Source organism: Plantibacter sp. CFBP 8775, from assembly GCF_014839505.1.
Lineage (GTDB): Bacteria > Actinomycetota > Actinomycetes > Actinomycetales > Microbacteriaceae > Plantibacter > Plantibacter auratus.
The window spans coordinates 2,157,501-2,173,377 of record NZ_JACYNV010000001.1 but is presented as its reverse complement, the minus strand read 5'-3'; the positions used below and the strand labels follow the sequence as shown (position 1 = coordinate 2,173,377).

Annotated in this window: 11 protein-coding genes; 4 read left to right on the top strand and 7 right to left on the bottom strand. The window is 69.3% G+C overall.

The window, feature by feature from the left end:
* Nucleotides 1-19: 19 nt before the first annotated feature.
* Entirely contained in the window at nt 20-1,855 is a 1,836-nt protein-coding gene (locus IFR14_RS10300) for a flavin-containing monooxygenase (protein WP_191940992.1), read from the top strand.
* A complete protein-coding gene (locus IFR14_RS10295; protein WP_191940991.1) occupies nt 1,852-2,898 on the top strand; it encodes an SMP-30/gluconolactonase/LRE family protein in 1,047 nt (348 codons plus the stop codon). Before IFR14_RS10300 ends, IFR14_RS10295 begins: the two co-directional genes overlap by 4 nt.
* 58 nt (nt 2,899-2,956) lie before the next feature.
* On the opposite strand, the gene IFR14_RS10290 is transcribed toward IFR14_RS10295, so the two are convergent.
* The 3 genes from IFR14_RS10290 to IFR14_RS10280 form a co-directional block, all read right to left on the bottom strand.
* On the bottom strand, nt 2,957-4,327 hold the full coding sequence (locus IFR14_RS10290) for an MFS transporter (protein ID WP_191940990.1): 1,371 nt from the start codon (nt 4,325-4,327) through the stop codon (nt 2,957-2,959).
* A 97-nt stretch (nt 4,328-4,424) separates the two neighbouring features.
* Nucleotides 4,425-6,239 (bottom strand): beta-glucuronidase, encoded by a 1,815-nt coding sequence (gene uidA, locus IFR14_RS10285; protein WP_191940989.1) that lies wholly within the window; start codon nt 6,237-6,239, stop codon nt 4,425-4,427.
* Between the two features lie 56 nt (nt 6,240-6,295).
* Complete coding sequence (locus IFR14_RS10280) at nt 6,296-7,762, bottom strand: glycoside hydrolase family 43 protein (protein ID WP_191940988.1); 1,467 nt, start codon at nt 7,760-7,762, stop codon at nt 6,296-6,298.
* Between the two features lie 146 nt (nt 7,763-7,908).
* On the opposite strand from IFR14_RS10280, the gene IFR14_RS10275 reads away from it, so the two are divergent.
* Nucleotides 7,909-8,955, top strand: coding sequence for a LacI family DNA-binding transcriptional regulator (locus tag IFR14_RS10275; RefSeq protein ID WP_191940987.1), 1,047 nt, complete (start codon nt 7,909-7,911; stop codon nt 8,953-8,955).
* A gap of 50 nt (nt 8,956-9,005) precedes the next feature.
* Here the strand turns inward: IFR14_RS10275 and IFR14_RS10270 are convergent, their stop codons facing one another.
* From IFR14_RS10270 to IFR14_RS10260, 3 genes are all read right to left on the bottom strand, one after another.
* Nucleotides 9,006-10,238 (bottom strand): glycoside hydrolase family 1 protein, encoded by a 1,233-nt coding sequence (locus tag IFR14_RS10270; RefSeq protein ID WP_191940986.1) that lies wholly within the window; start codon nt 10,236-10,238, stop codon nt 9,006-9,008.
* A 34-nt stretch (nt 10,239-10,272) separates the two neighbouring features.
* Complete coding sequence (locus IFR14_RS10265; RefSeq protein ID WP_191940985.1) at nt 10,273-12,957, bottom strand: family 78 glycoside hydrolase catalytic domain; 2,685 nt, start codon at nt 12,955-12,957, stop codon at nt 10,273-10,275.
* Between the two features lie 70 nt (nt 12,958-13,027).
* Nucleotides 13,028-14,386, bottom strand: coding sequence for an MFS transporter (locus tag IFR14_RS10260; protein ID WP_446728080.1), 1,359 nt, complete (start codon nt 14,384-14,386; stop codon nt 13,028-13,030).
* 180 nt (nt 14,387-14,566) lie between these two features.
* Here IFR14_RS10260 and IFR14_RS10255 point away from each other — a divergent pair, with 180 nt between their 5' ends.
* Nucleotides 14,567-15,223, top strand: coding sequence for a TetR/AcrR family transcriptional regulator (locus IFR14_RS10255; RefSeq protein WP_191940983.1), 657 nt, complete (start codon nt 14,567-14,569; stop codon nt 15,221-15,223).
* A gap of 2 nt (nt 15,224-15,225) precedes the next feature.
* Here IFR14_RS10255 and IFR14_RS10250 read toward each other — a convergent pair whose 3' ends face one another.
* A complete protein-coding gene (locus IFR14_RS10250; protein ID WP_191940982.1) occupies nt 15,226-15,837 on the bottom strand; it encodes an acyl-CoA-like ligand-binding transcription factor in 612 nt (203 codons plus the stop codon).
* Nucleotides 15,838-15,877 lie beyond the last annotated feature (40 nt).

The window sequence follows — 15,877 nt, the reverse complement described above, 5'->3', positions numbered from 1 at the left end:
CAAAAGCTAAGCTTTCCCCATGACCAAGACAGCCCCCCGCCCCGAGATCGACGACATCGACCTCGACGCCCTCCGCGCGACGTACGCCCACGAACGCGACCGACGGCTCCGCCCCGACGGCCAAGCCCAGTACCGCCGTGCCGCCGGTGCGTTCGGATATTACGCGAAGGACCCCTACACGGCCTGGCAGGAGCGCGAGCCTCGCACGGACCACGTCGAGGTGCTCATCATCGGCGCCGGATTCGGCGGCCTGCTCACGGCGGCCCGACTCCGCGATGCCGGTGTGGAGTCGATCCGACTCATGGACGAGGCCGGCGGCGTGGGCGGCACCTGGTATTGGAACCGCTACCCCGGCATCCACTGCGACGTCGAGGCCTCCGTGTACCTGCCACTACTCGAGGAGCTCGGGACCGTGCCGTCGTGGCGGTACGCACCGGGCGAGGAGATCAGGCAGCATGCTGTCGCGATCGCCGAGCACTACGGACTGCTGCACGACGCCCTGTTCCAGACGCGCGCCACCGGACTCACCTGGGACGACGACGACGGACACTGGACCGTCGAGACGGACCGCGGTGACCGCATGACCGCCCGGTTCGTCATCACCTCCTCCGGCACACTGACGCAGCCGAAGCTCCCCGGCATCCCCGGCATCGAGACGTTCCGCGGCCACACCTTCCACACGAGCCGATGGGACTACGACTACACGGGCGGGAGCGCGGACGGCGGACTCACCGGCCTCGCGGACAAGCGGGTCGCGGTCGTCGGCACCGGGGCGACGGGCATCCAGGTGATCCCCCACCTCGGCCGCGACGCCCAGGAGCTCGTCGTGTTCCAGCGCACGCCGTCGACCGTCGACGTCCGCGACAACCGGCCGACGGACCCGGACTGGGCGGCATCGCTCCGTCCCGGTTGGCAGCGCGAGCGGATGGACAACTTCATCGCCGTGCTCTCCGGTGAACCGGTCGAGGAGTCGCTCATCGACGACGGTTGGACGGCGACGGCGGCACTGCAGCGGAAAGTGGTGTCGGGCAACGTCGACACCACGATCCCTGACGACGAGCGGGAACGGCTCGAAGAGTTGCAGGACGCCGTCACCATGAACCGCATCCGAGCGCGGGTGGACGCGGTCGTCGAGGATCCGACGACCGCCGCGGTGCTGAAGCCCTGGTACCGCTACATGTGCAAACGTCCCGCGTTCAGCGACCACTACCTCCAGACGTTCAACCGACCGAACGTCACCCTCGTCGACACCGCGGACCACGGCGGGATCACCCGCATGACCGAGCACTCGGTGGTGGTCGGCGACACCGAGTACGAGGTCGACTGCGTCATCTTCGCCACCGGGTTCGAGGCCGGGGTGTCCGGCGTCGTCTCCGGCACCCTGCCCGTCATCGGACGCGACGGCCGGAGCCTGCTCGAGGCCTGGGGTCGCGGCCCACGGACGCTGCACGGGTTCATGACCAACGGCTTCCCGAACCTGTTCCAGCTCGGCCCGATCCAGAACGCCACCTCGGTGAACTTCGCCCACATCCTGCGCGACCAGGCCGAGCACATCGCGGCAGTCGTCGAGCAGGCGCGCACGGTCGATGCCGTCCGCGTCGAACCGAGGGCGGAGGCCGAGGAGGCCTGGGTGCAGACCGTCGCGCGCACCGCCCGCGACGTGACCGCGTACCAAGCCACCTGCACGCCCGGGTACTACAACGGGGAGGGGACGCGGTCGATGACCGGCGCCTCCTACTCGGGCAGCCCGCTCCAGTTTCGACGGCTGCTGGCCGACTGGCGGGCGAACGAGCTGCACGAGGCGCTCGTGACCGCCGAGGCCGCCGAGATCACGACCGCGGGCGCGAGCCGATGAGCGCCGACACCGCCCTGTGGCGACGTCGCGACGTCCGTGTCCTCGGCGGGCTCGTCCTGGCGACGACGCTGGCGGGCTGCACCACCGTCACCACCACGCCCGCCGTCTCGTCGACGACCGGACCGTCGGGCGCGAGCACCATCACCTCCACCGAACTCCTCCAGGTCACCTCACCCCACGACCTCACGGGGATGACGCTCCTCGAGGGTCCGACGTTCGGCCCCGACGGCGACCTCTACGTGGTGGACGTCACGGCACCTCCCGGCGAACCGAAGGTGCTCCGCATCGACACCGAGTCCCTCGACGTCACGCCCATCCACACGGATTCGACGAGCGCGTACACCTCCGCGCAGTTCAGCCCCGTGGACGACCGGCTGTACCTCACGGACTTCATCGGCGGCCGGATCGACAGCATCACTGCGGACGGCGACGATCTCAGGCAGTTCTTCGCCGGCGACGTCGACGGGGCCCCGATCCACCCGGACGATGTCTCCTTCGACGAGGCGGGTCACCTCTATGTCTCGGACTCCGCCGGGTACGACCGGCCGTATTGGGAGGCGTCGGGCCGGCTCATCCGGCTTGACGGTTCGACCGCGGAGCCGAGCGTCCTCGCCGACGGGCTCGCCGCCCCCAACGGCGTCGCCTTCACCCCCGGGTTCGACGGCCTCTGGGTGACGCACAACACGGGGAACCAGGTCGACTTCGTCCGGCTGGACGAGACCGGCTCCCGGGTGGTGACGGCATTCCCCGCACTTCACATCGACGGCGGGACGACGCAGGTCGACTCGGCGGCGGTGGACGCCGACGGCAACCTCTACCTCGGTCTCCACGGTCGGGCGGCGGTCCTCGTCTACAGCGACACCGGCGAGCACCTCGCCACCGTGGAGATGCCCCACGACGAGGACGGGGTCGGATCGGCGACGAACGTCGCCATCGAGCCGGGGACGACCGACGCGTATGTGACGGTCAGCGGCGAAGCGGGCGGGTACGTCTACCGGTTCACTGCGCTCGGCGAGGGTATCCGGCAGTCGAACGGCGGGTGACGGTGCCCCTCGCCAGGCTCGGCGGACGGATGTCCGCTCACCGAGCCTCGCGGGGCGCCTACCGGATGCCCTTCACCTTCGTCAGGATGATCGAGCCGCCCAGCAGGGCGAACACCCCGCCGACGAGATACAGCAGCGTGTAGTTCTTCACTCCGTCCACCGCACCGATCGCGATGATCGCTGGGGCGAGGAGCGGGGCGATCGCGCTCGGCAGCTTCTGCGCGAAGGACACGACCGACATGTAGCGACCGGCCTCAGAGCGGTCGGGGAGGATCGCCAGGACGATGGCCTGGTCGACGGCGCCGAACGCCGCCAGGGCGAGGTTCATGATGACAGCTCCGATGACGAGCTGCGGGAAGGAGAACGCGGTGGCCTCGATCACCGCGCCGACCGCGAAGAGCAGTGCACCGATGAGGACGAAGAGCTTCCGGCGTCCCAGCTTGTCGGACACCCACCCGCCGCCGAGCGCTCCGATGACGGCGGCCACGACCCCGAGGAGGCCGATGACGGTCACGGCGCCGGCGATCTCGGAGACCGGCAGCCCGAGCCGCTGCGCGTAGAAGAAGGTCGCGAAGCTCGTGTTGAAGTACAGCCCGATGAAGAAGGTGAACCGTCCGAGCCAGTTCCACCCGAAGTCGGGGTACTTCCGCGGGTTGAAGGCGTAGCTCGAGAACACCTTCCTGAGGGAGATCCGGTCGTTCGGCAGCGCCATGCCGCGCGAGTCCGGGTCCTTGCCGAGGAAGACGAACACGAGCACGGTGACGGCACCGATGACGCCAGGCAGCAGGAACACGAGGATGGTGCTGATGTCGACCACGGCGTAGACGACGCCGATACCGAGGATCGGTGCGACCTGGGCGGTCAGACCGGTGAGCCCGGAGATCTTGCCGCGCTGCTGCTCCGGCACGAGGTCCGCCTGGAGGAACATGATCGCCGCCCCGACGTTCGCCCAGCCGAACATGGCGATGATCCAGCCGATGATGAGGACCGGCACGCTGGGCGCCACCGAGATGACGAGGAGACCGACGAGACCGAAGACGATCCCGCCGAGCATGAACGGGCGCCGACGACCGATGCGGGAGCGGGTGCGGTCACTCCAGATGCCGATGAGCGGCGCCGTGAGGATGAACACCGCCTGCGCGAGGCCCGTGGCGTACCCGAGGACCTCCTCGTGGCCGGGAACGAGCTCTTGGATCCGGAGGGCCAACGAGTAGGACAGCGGGACGATGAACGCCATCGAGGATCCGAAGTTCGCGAGCATCATCGTCACGATGAACCGCGCGCTCACCGGCCGCGTCGGTCCGTCCGGCGTCGGGAGGTTGGTGGTGGTGGGACCTGCGGCGGTGCCGGAGGTCATGGGACGCGCCGTGGCAGCGGCGATGGTGATGCGTGAGGACTCCTCTGGAGTGAGCTCGTCGTTGATGCCCATGGGTTCCTTCTTCGGATCGGGTGGTGCGGGTGTGGTTCGGGTTCGGGATCACCCACGGCGGCCCTCACCCCCGAGGGGCCGCACGCGGATGGAGGGGTCACCGGTCGTCGGTGCCTCCGTCGGGCGCTTGTCCGGGCTTCGACCCGTCGAGCCCGGTCCACCGACGGCGCAACGAGAACGCGGCACCCTTCGGTTTGCGATCGCGGGTGAAGACGCCCTTGCGGTTGCCGTCGACGCGGTGGATGCCGGGGGACGTCTGGAAGTCGGCGAAGTTCCAGACGTGCTCGCCGATGAACTCGGGGATCCGATCGAAGACGCGGTGGTTCATGGCGAGGTAGTCGGTCTGGTACTCCTCACTCCATGGCATGTCCCACACGGAGTGCTGGCCGGGCATGGTGTCCGCGCCGTACTCGGACATCATGATCGGTTTCCCGAACCGCTCGGCCCAGCCCCTCAGGTCCTGCTCGAGGTAATGCTCGGCCGTGGCGAGGTCACCGGTGAACACGTACCAGCCGAAGTAGCGGTTGATGCTGAGGACGTCGAAGAGGTCGGCGATCTTGTCATTCTGCGCGTTCGCGAACATGACCGCCGCGTAGGTGAGCGGCCTCGTCGGATCGAGCTCGCGGGCGAGGTCGACGAGCGGTTCGAAGTATTCGCGCGCGCCCTCCTCGTTCGACGCCGGCTCGTTCGCGATGCACCACATGACGACGCTCGGGTGATTCTTGTCGCGGTCGATCAGCTCTCGGAGATGCTGGGCGTGGACCTCGCGCGTGACCCCACCGAAGTTCTCCGGTGCGAACGTCGGTGTCGGTGGGATACCGGTGAGCCCGCCCTGCACGCCGAGGTTCAGGCCGACTGCCGCCGTCTCGTCGATCACGACGATGCCCTGCCGGTCGGCGAACTCGAGCACCTCCTCCGCGTAGGGGTAATGCGAGGTGCGGAAGGAGTTCGCGCCGATCCAGTCGAGGAGCTGGAAGTCATGGACCAGGTAGGCGTTGTCGTGCCCCTTCCCGCGGATGGCGGTGTCTTCGTGCTTGCCGAAGCCGGTGAAGTAGAAGGGCGAACCGTTGATGAGGAGTTGTGCTCCGCGGACCTCGACCGTGCGGACGCCGAACGACTGCGTATAGCTGTCGATGAGGATCTCGTCGTCGAACAGTTCCACGACGAGGTCGTAGAGGTGGGCCGCGCCAGGCTGCCAGAGGGTGACTTCCGGGATGACGACGGTGGCGGAGTCCCCTGCGCCGGTGGCGACCTCGGTGCCGTCGGGGTCGAGAACCCGCGCGCGGACCGAGGCCGGAGCGCTCGTCTCAATGCGGTATCGCACGACACCGTCCGACCCGTCGACGTCCGTGACGACGGTCACGTCCTCCACGCGGACTTTGGGCGAGCTGTACAGCCAGACGGAGCGAGCGAGCCCCGCGTAGTTGTAGAAGTCGTGGAGCACCGTCTGCTTCGCGCGTCCGTCCGGCGCCTCGCTGATGATGCCGGGCGGGATGGTGACGTTCGTGAGTCGGTTGTCGACGCCGACCGTCAGCCGGACGGTGTCCCCTGGCCGGACCCGCCCGGTGATGTCGATCTCGAACGGCGTGTACCCGCCCTGGTGCTCGCCCACGAATGCGTCGTCGACATACACCCGCGCGGCGTGCGTGGCGGCGTCGAACCGCAACCGCACGCGCTCATCGGTCCACCCGCGGGGAATGGTCACCGTGCGCTGGTAGTACACCCATCCCACATGGTCGCGGATGGTCGAGGACGTGAACTGGTCGTTGAAGCTGGCTGGGACGGCGGCCTCCAGCCTCGTCGACAGGCGTCCGAGCCAGGGCTCGTCTTCGACGGCGGAGTCGAGCGCGAACGCCCAGAGGCCGTCGAGGCTGACGAGGTCTCGGGTGGGGGTGGAGCGGGGTTTCAACATGGGTTCCTTCTTCGCGTCGATGCGAGGTGGTGACGGTCGATGAGGCGGGGCTGGTGTCAGTGGAGTGCGGTGTAGGAGAACCGCGCGACGGTCGCGTCGCCGCCGAGCGCCTCGACGCCGATCACGCGACCCGTGAACCCGCCGGCGACCTCGGTCGAGCAGTACCGACCGTCGATGTCGGCGAGTACGTCCGGCTCGGTGCCGAAGCCGAGGACGATGCGGTCGGGGCCGGTGCGCGCGCCTGGGCGCTGTTGCGGGTTCGCGATGGCCCGGACGACCAACGGCTCGCGCCGGTCGACGCCGGTCCGTTCGGCGACGAGCTGGTCGAGCGGGCCGATGACGACCCGGACCGTCACGCGGTCACCGATCCGCTGGACCACGGCCTGATGCGCGTCGTCGATGCGGACGCCGAGCGCGATGTCGCCATCGGGTGCGACCACCTCGACGGCCCATTGCTCGTCACGTGCGCGCACCGCCAGCAGCCGTTCGGCGTCACGGCTGACCGCCGCACGTCCGGCCGCCAGACGCAACGCACCGTTCCCGACGTGCGCGAAGGATGCCGGGGCCCGACCCGGGGCGATCCACCGCGGGTGGAGACCTGCAGCGTCGAAGGTGTCCACGAACGAGGTCTCCGTGGTCACACCCGCGAAGCGGTCCTCCACGACGACGGGCCAGTCGTCCACCCAGTCGATGCCGACGAGGAAGGTCTCGCGGCCGTTCGTGTGCCATCGCGGGAACGACCCACGCAGTCGGACGCCGAGGTGGACCATCGCCCAACTGCCGTCCTCAGCTTCCACCAGGTCGGCGTGTCCGGTGGACTGGACGGCGTGCGTCGTGCTGCGGTGCGACAAGATCGGATTCGCCGGGTTCCCCGCGAACGGGCCGTCGATGCTCGCCGATCGCGCGATGGTCACCATGTGGCCAGGACCGGTGCCGCCCTCGGCGACCAGCAGGTACCACCAGTCTCCGCGTTTGAACACGTGCGGGCCTTCGGGATGGGTGTCGCCGGTTCCGATGCCACGCCAGAGCACCACGGGTTCGGACAGGACCCGACCGGTCGACGGATCGACCTCGACCTGGGAGATGCAACCGCGCATCACATCGCCCCATGTGAGCCTGCAGACCCCGTCGTCACCCCAGGCGAGGTCGGGGTCGATCCCGATCAAGCCCTCCGTGTAGACCGGCTCGCTCCAGGGCCCCCCGGGACGCTCCGCGTGCACGATGAGATGCCCCCGGGTGATCTCGTCGACGTTGGTCGTCGTGAGCCAGAACCGGCCGTCATGGTGTCGAAGGGTGGGTGCGTAGACACCGCCGCTGGCGCCATCGACGCCGGTCCGCACCGTCAGCTGACTTTCGCGGTCGAGGGCGTTGCCGAGCTGGTCCCACGAGCGGAGGTCCGTGCTCGTGAAGATGGGCACACCGGGTGAGTACTCGAAGCTCGAGGTGGCGAGGAAGTAGTCCGCTCCGACACGACAGATCGACGGATCGGGGTGATAGCCGGGGATGACCGGGGTGTTCGTCATGGGTGGTTTCCTTCTTCCTCCGCGACGGTGCGAGGGGCTCGTGGTGCTATTTTGACTGAGCAAGACAAAATCTGTCAACCGATTGCCAGGACTTGCCATTACGGGCGCAGCACCGGCAATCCGACGCAAGACGGACAGAGGACGACATGGATGATCCACAGGGCAAGCTCGCCGAGGAGACACCGGCCCGGGCGGGCGGGCGACGCCTCGTTCCGACCATCTACGACGTCGCGCGGGCGGCCGGCGTCAACGCGTCGACGGTCTCCAGGGCGCTCAACAAGCCCGGGCGGGTCAATCGCGCGACGGAGCAGCGCGTCCGCGCGGTCGCCTTGGAGTTGGGCTACCGCATCAACCCGATGGCGCGTGCACTCCCGACCGGCCGCACCGACACCTTGGCAATCCTCATCTCCGACATCACCAACCCTGTCTACTTCGACCTCGTGCGCGGAGCAGAACGCGCGATCGCCGCCACTGGACAGACACTCGTGTACGCGGAGTCGCAAGAGTCCGGCGAGCTCGAGCTCGCCACCGCCGGCCGCCTGCAGTCCGCGGTCGACGGCCTGCTCCTCGTCGGCTCCCGCCTGCGCGACGACGAGATCAGTCAGCTGGCCGCGACGAAGCCGGTCATCCTGGCCAACCGCGTCGTTCCCGGCCTCCCGTCCATCACCCCCGACGTGATTGCGGGTGTCGCGCAGGCGATCGGCCACCTCGCCGACCTCGGCCACCGCTCGATCGGCTACCTCGCAGGACCGGCCGTGTCGTGGATGAACCGCACCCGATGGGACAGCATCTTCGGTTCGGCCCGTGCACGCGGCCTGTCGATCGCGATGTTCACCGCCAGCCGGCCGACCGTCGATGGCGGTGAACACGCTCTGCCGAAGATCATCGCGTCCGGCGTGACCGCGGTCATCACCTACAACGACCTCATGGCCCTCGGACTGCTGCGGGCGTGCAGGGCAGCGGGCGTCCCGGTACCCGGCAGACTCAGCGTCATCGGCTTCGACGACATCTTCAGCGCCGATCTGACCAGCCCGTCGCTGACGACCGTCCGCAGCCCCCTTGCCGCCATCGGTGAGGCTGCCGTCCACCGTCTCGTCGCCGAAGTGCGCGGAACGCCTCGGGGTGACGAGGAACCCGGCCTGACGACGACGCTCGTCGTGCGAGAGTCGACCGGGCCGGTCGTCCAGAACTGAAGCGAGGACGCCGGGTGCGGAGTCCACGAACATGACTCCGCACCCGGTTGTCAGGCGCCGACTGCGTCGAGCGCGTTCCGTCGGGCGACGTCGCCCAGCCACGCGAGGCTCGGCTTCGGGGTGCGGACGAAGGTCTCGCGGTCGATGGCGATGAGGCCGAAGGTCGGCTCCCAGTGGCCCCACTCGAAGTTGTCGAGGAGTGACCAGTGGAGATACCCGCGCACATCGATCCCGTCGGCCATCGTGCCGGCGAGGCCCTCGAGCGCCTCCCTGGTGTATCGGATGCGCTGCCCGTCGTCGGCGGTCGCGATGCCGTTCTCGGTGATCATCACCGGTACCCCACCGGTGACCTCCCACGCGTGCCGCACGGCCATCGCGAGGGCGTCCGGGCGGTAGGCGGTGCCGACGAGGGTGTTGTCCGGGTGGGGCGGGTGCGGCACGAGTCCGCGCGCATCCACCTGCTGGCTGGAGTACGCCTGCACCCCGACGAAGTCGTCACCACGGCTGCCCTCCCAGTAGACGTCCTCCTTGCCGTACCGGATCTCGAGCAGCTTCTCCTCGCCGCCCGGAGCCGCGGTGAGCGCGCCGGCGGCGATGGTCCAGCCGACCTTCGCGCCGGTGCGCTCGCGCACGATCGCCCGCGCCGCATGATGGATGGCCGTGAACGCCCGTCCGATCTCCGGATCGGCGTAGGTCAGGAAGTCGCTGTGCGACTGCTGCTCCTCCTCTCCGTCCGCTTCGACGGTCGGACTCTGCCACTGTCCACCGGCCTGCTGCATGCGTCGCATCGCGGTCATGATCGCCGCCTGCATGTTCGGCTCGTTCATCGTGACGACCCATTCGACGCCGTCGAGGATCGCGGTCGCCTCGGCGACGTACGCCTGGAACCGCTCCGAGGCGTCGGGCGCCAACCAGCCGCCTCGATCGGCGAACCACTGGGGGGTCGTGAAGTGCTGCAGGGTGACCACTGGGGTGACACCGTGCTCGAAGCAGCACTCGATCATGCGCCGGTAATGAGCGAGCTCCGCCCGTGAGAAGTGCCCCTGCACCGGCTCGATCCGCGACCACTCGAGGCTGAAGCGGTAGGAGGTGAGGCCTGCATCGGCGAGCAGCGCGATGTCCTCGCGGTAGCGGTGGTAGCTGTCGCAGGCGTCTCCGGACAGTTCCATGCCCGGCATGGACTGCTCGCGCGTCCACCAGTCGCTGTTCACGTTGTTGCCCTCGATCTGGTGGCCGGCGGTCGCCGCGCCCCAGAGGAACCCGTCGGGGAAGGTCGTCGTCATGGTCGTCGGTGCTCTCTCGTTCGTGGTGCGATGGTCAGATGGTGGCGACCGAGGCCTCGGCCTCGGAGGTGCGGTGTGGGCGGCGGGCACTGAAGCGGCCAGGTCCCGACCGGAACTCGGTGCCGTCCGGGAAGACGATCCGTGCTGTGGTCGCGGCCGGGATCTCCGCGTCGATGAGCAGTTCGCCGCCCTCGTGCCCCCAGCGGACGGTGATCGTCCCGTTCGGCGACTCGTGGGAGCCCCGCGCCCAGGACAGCCCTGCGCCGGGGACCGGCGCGATGACGATCGACTCCCACGCGATCGAGTCCTCGGCCTGTCGTAGCCCGAGTGTGTACTCGTGGAGGAAGCGCGCGAACGTCCCCTTGCTGTAATGGTTGAGCGACTCGTGCGCCACGCCGTCCGCGTCGATGCCCTCCCAGGCCTCCCAGATGGTCGTCGCGCCGCGGTCGACCATGGTGAGCCAGGAGGGCTCCGAGCGCTGCGTGAGCAGCTCGTACGCCACGTCGGCGCGACCTCCCTCGACGAGCACGGGGAGGAGGTCCCCCGTCGACAGGAAGCCGGTGCCGAGGTGGGTGCCGGCCAGCCGGATGAGCTCCACGAGACGATCCAGCGCCGCGGCTCGACGGTCCTCCGGGAGGAGGCCGAACGACAACGCCCGGACGTACGCCGCCTGCGTGTCCGTCTCTGTCGTGCCGTCGGGCCGGAGGTAGGCCGTCTGCCAGGCGGACCGGACCTGCTCGGCGACCAGCGCGTAGCGACCGGCCGCCTCGTCCTGCCCGAGGATCGCCGCGATCTGCGCCAGCGTGGACGCGGAACGGAAGAGGTAAGCCGTGCCGACCTCGCCCTTGTCGGCCATGAACCAGGCCATCGGGTCGTTTACGATCGGGTCGATGCCGTTGCCGTCGGCATCGAGCTCCCTCGGTTCCGTCCACTCACCCCAGTGGAAGGTGCCGTCCCAGAGGAACTCCTCGAACGCCTCAGGTTCCGGCGAGCGCTGCTGCCGGGCGTGGTGGCGGGTCTCCCGGGCGCGGTCGAGCGCCCAGTCGACCCAGCGGACCATCGCCCCCCAGTTCTCCGCGAGCACTGCGGTGTCGCCGTAGCTGCGGTACAGCTCCCAGGGCACCGCGACGATCGCGTCGCCCCAGCCCGCGGAACCCGTCATCATCGCGAACTGGTCGTCCAGTCGCTGCTTGATGCGGCGACCGTCGGGCGAGAAGTTCGTGATGCGTCCGTCGTCGAGCTGGTCGTCACGGACGGAGCGCAGCCACTTCCTGCTGAACCCGCTCACATCGCGGAGCCGGGTCGCCGTGGAGACGAACACCTGATAGTCCCCGCTCCAGGCGAGGCGTTCCCTGGTCGGGCAGTCGGTGGGGACGTCGACCGCGTTGCCGAGGAAGCTCCACTCCGCGAGTCGGTGGAGCTCGTTCAGATCGGGGTCGCTGCACGAGAACGTCCCGGCCTGCGCGAGGTCGGTGTGCACGATCTGCATCGAGATCGTCGCGGGGTCGAGCGGCGCACCGTGTCGCACGATCCGTGCGTATTGGAAGCCGTGGACGGTGTGCCGCGGTTCGAAGACGGCCGGCGTCTCCCCCGCGACCACCTCGTCGTGCTGTCGGAAGACCCGTACCGGTTCGCCCGGACGGTGGGAGTCGAGGTGGGTCGTCGAGAGGTCGCCGTCCGCTTCGACATACTCGCCGTAGTCGATCTCGGTCCGGGTGCCCGCGGGGCCGAGATCTCCGAGCCGGAGCCATCCGGAGGCGTTCTGGCCGAAGTCGACGACCCACACGCCCTCGCGCAGCTCGCGGACACTGCTCGGGGCGCGCGAGGCGACCACCGTCACGGCGGGCGCCGGCGACCAGTCGATGGCCGGTGGGTCCACGACGGCGTCGATGAGCACGGACGAGACCGTCTCGTCGGCGGCCTCTACATCGGCCACCGTCAGGTCGACCGTCTGGCCGTCCATGAGGTCGGCCCGGGTGATGGTGGACGGCCGGCTCTCCCAGCGGTCGTCCGAACGGACGACGAGGGTGCCCCCGTCGGCGAAGTCGACGTGCAGCTCGGCGCGGAGACCGAGGACGGACCCCCAGCCCGACGGGATGCGGAACGCCCCCACCTGGCCTCGGTACCAGCCGTCGGACAGGTCGACGTCGAGGCGGTTGGAGCCGGTCACCAGGGCGGCGGCGACGTCGAAGGCCTGGGCGTACAGGGTGCGGTCATAGGAGGTCGACCCCGGGGAGAGCTCGGCCCGGCCGGCCCGCACCCCGTTGACCGCCGCGGTGTACAGACCGAGGGCGGTCGCATAGAGCCGCGCGGACCGGACCTCGCCCTCCAGCGTGAACTCCACGCCGAGGAGGTGCGCCGGGCGGTTCCCGTAGCCGGGATCATCTGTCTCGACGGGCGAGATCCAGGCCGCCCGCCAGTCCTCGTCCAGGAGGCCGACCTCGAAGGACGCCGATTCGGACCACTCGGCACCCGCATCGGCCGAACGCACCCGCCACTCGACGCGCTGACGGCTGCGCAGCGCCGACCACGGCCAAGCGACGTAGCGGTGCCCGTCCGCGAGCACGACCGATTGCCGCACCCCGTCGATCACGGCCTCGAGCTCGAAGCCGCCGATCGCGCCGTCTCCCGGCTTCCAGGAGAGCCGCGGCGTCGCCCCGGTGACGACGAACTGGTCGCCGCCGCTGTCGACGGTGAGATCGTGGGGTGTCGCGTGCATACTGTGGCTTTCTGCTGGGTGGTGCTGGTCGGGGTGTCGGCGGTGACGTCAGGCGGTCGATCCCACCGGGTCAGCGAACGGCTTTGACCTTTGTGGAGACGATGATCCCGCCGAGGAGCGCGAGGACCGCACCCGTGAGGTAGAGGATCGTGTAGTTCTTCTCCGCACCGGTGGCACCGAGGGTGATGACGACCGAGGCGAGCAGCGGTGCGACGGCGCTCGGGATCTTCTGCGCGAAGGCGACGACCGCCATGTACCGGCCGGCCTCCTCGCGGTTCGGCAGGATGGCGAAGATGATCGCCTGGTCCACCGTCGCGAACACCGCGATCGCGGTCTGCATCAGCACCGCACCGATGATCAGCTGCGGCAGTGACCACGCGAAGGCCTCGGCCAGGGCGCCGGCGACGAAGAGGAGCGAGGCGATGAGCACGAACAGCCGCCGACGCTTGAGCTTGTCGGAGAGGAACCCGCCGAGTAGCGCCCCACCGGCGGCGGCGACCACGCCGAGCATCCCGATCGTGGCGACGACCCCGGCGACCTCGCGGACCGGGAGGTCGAGCCGCTGCGCGTAGAAGAAGGTGCCGAACGTGGTGTTGAAGTAGAGGCCGATGAAGAAGACGAAGCGACCGAGCCAGTTCCAGGCGAAGTCCGGGTACTTGCGGACGTTGAAGCCGTAGCTGCGGACGACGGAGCCGGCCGTGACGGTGTCCGTCTTCGCGAGGTGCTTGGAGCTCCCCTCCGGCTTGATGAGCGGGAAGATCGCGAGGAGGACGGCGCCGATGACGCCGGGGACGAGGAACACGAGGAAGGTGCTGGATGACACCGCGTAGGCGACGCCGATGCCGAGGACCGGAGCGATCTGCGTCATGAGCCCGGTCAACGCCGACACCTTGCCGCGCTGCGACTCGGGGAGCTTGTCGGCCTGCAGGGTCTGGATCGCCGCGCCGCAGATGGACCAGCCGGACATGCCGAGCACCCAGCCGGCACCGACGATGAGGAGGTCGGGTGCGAGTCCCATGACGATGAGGCCGATGAGGCCGATCCCGACGCCGAGGAAGATGAACGGCGTGCGGCGCCCGAGGCGCGAGCGAACGCGGTCGCTCCAGATGCCGATCATGGGGCTGATCACGAGGTAGATGAGCTGGGCTGTCCCGGTGATGTAGCCGAGCACCTCCTCGTGTCCCGGCGCGAGCTCGGAGATGCGGACGGCGATGCCGTACGACAGCGGCACCATCATGGCCATGGACGCGCCGAAGCTGGCGAGCATGAGCCAGAAGATGTAGGAGCGGCTGACCGGGGCCTGTGGCTCCTGCACGGCGGCCGGTGCGGCGTCGAGTCCGTCGGGTTCGGCCTGGGCGCCGGGGGTGGGCTGGGCGGCGGCGATACCGGCGGCTGTGCGCGCGGTGGGATCGGGTTCGTTCGGGGACACCATGACTCCTTCATCGGGTGTGTCGACCGGCTACGGTGCTGGTCTGCGTCCGGGCGACAGCGGTGTGCGACTCCGGCAAACTGTAACCACCATGGTTACTGTTTGGAAACAGTAACCACCCCGGATACAATTGGCAAGTCCCGCGCGGCACCGGTCCGATCCGCGGGAGGAGGGCCCGGCATGACGACGAGCACGGTGACGGACACCACGCCTGAGGCACCGCACCCCTCGGCGCGCCGGGGGCCTCGCGGACCCTATGCGACGACACCCGCGCGCCGCGCCGAGATCATCCGGGCGGCGTCGGCGAGCTTCGCCGAGCACGGCTACGAGCGGGCCTCACTGCGGGACATCGCCTCCCGCGCGAGCGTCACGCACGCCGCGCTCCTCCGCCACTTCGCGACGAAGGACGACCTCCTCCTGGCCGCCCTCGCGCAGCGCGACGCCGACGACCTCGAGCTCGCCCAGCGCATCATGCAGTCGAGACTGCCGGCGGACCGCGTCCTGAGCGCGGTGCTCGAGGAGGACTTCGCCCACCCCGAGCAGCAACGCAACTGGCTCGCGATCACGATCGCGGCGACGAACCCGCACCACCCCGCGCACGACTTCTTCATGGCCCGCCGAGCCCGCATGCGCGAGCACTTCACCGACAAGCGACTGTCGACGGCCGCCGACGGGGAGCAGCTCACCGCCGATGACAAGGTGACGATGACGCTGGCGATGATCGACGGGCTCCGCATCCAGGCGCTCCTGGACCCGGACCGCGAAACCCTTCCGCTGCTCGAAGCGTTCATGCGGTTGATCGCATCACCGGAGGACGGCGCCGCCACGACCGGCTGACGTCAGCGGGTCGGCGAGTCCACCCCGCTCGCACGGATGACGTCGAAGCCGCGGAGCGCCTCCGCGACCGCCTGCGCGGGAGAGGCATGGCGATCACCGGCCGCCCACCAGGCCAGCGCCTCGTCGATCGCGGCCTGGACCGCGGCCCCGACGGCTCGCGGGACGATGTCGGACGGCGAGGCCCCGAGGCGCCGCGCGACGAATGCGATGGTCTGCTCGCGCCACCGCTGGTAGGTCTCCGGCCTCGTCTCACGCAACTCCGGGGTCGTCGCGATGAGGCGCATCCGCGCGCGGCCGACGGCGAGGGCGTCGGCGTCCTGGTCGAACACGTCGAGTACGACGGCGGTGATGGCGTCGGTGATCGGCAGTGAATCGTCGGCCGTCGCGAAGCCGTGGGCCAGCGCATCGATCGCCCCCTCGATGCCACCCCAGACGATGTCGGCCTTCGTCGGGAAGTACCGGTGCAGGGTGCGGACACTCACCCCGACCTCGTCCGCCAGCACGCCCATCGTCGTGCCCTGGTACCCACGGCGGTAGAGCACGTCGAGCGCTCGGGACCGGAGTTCGTCAGGCTCGGAGACGGGCGGGCGGCCTGGGCCCCGTTTGGCGGTCATGTACCCACGCTAGCCTCCCGCCCGCGGGTGGCTTTATGAC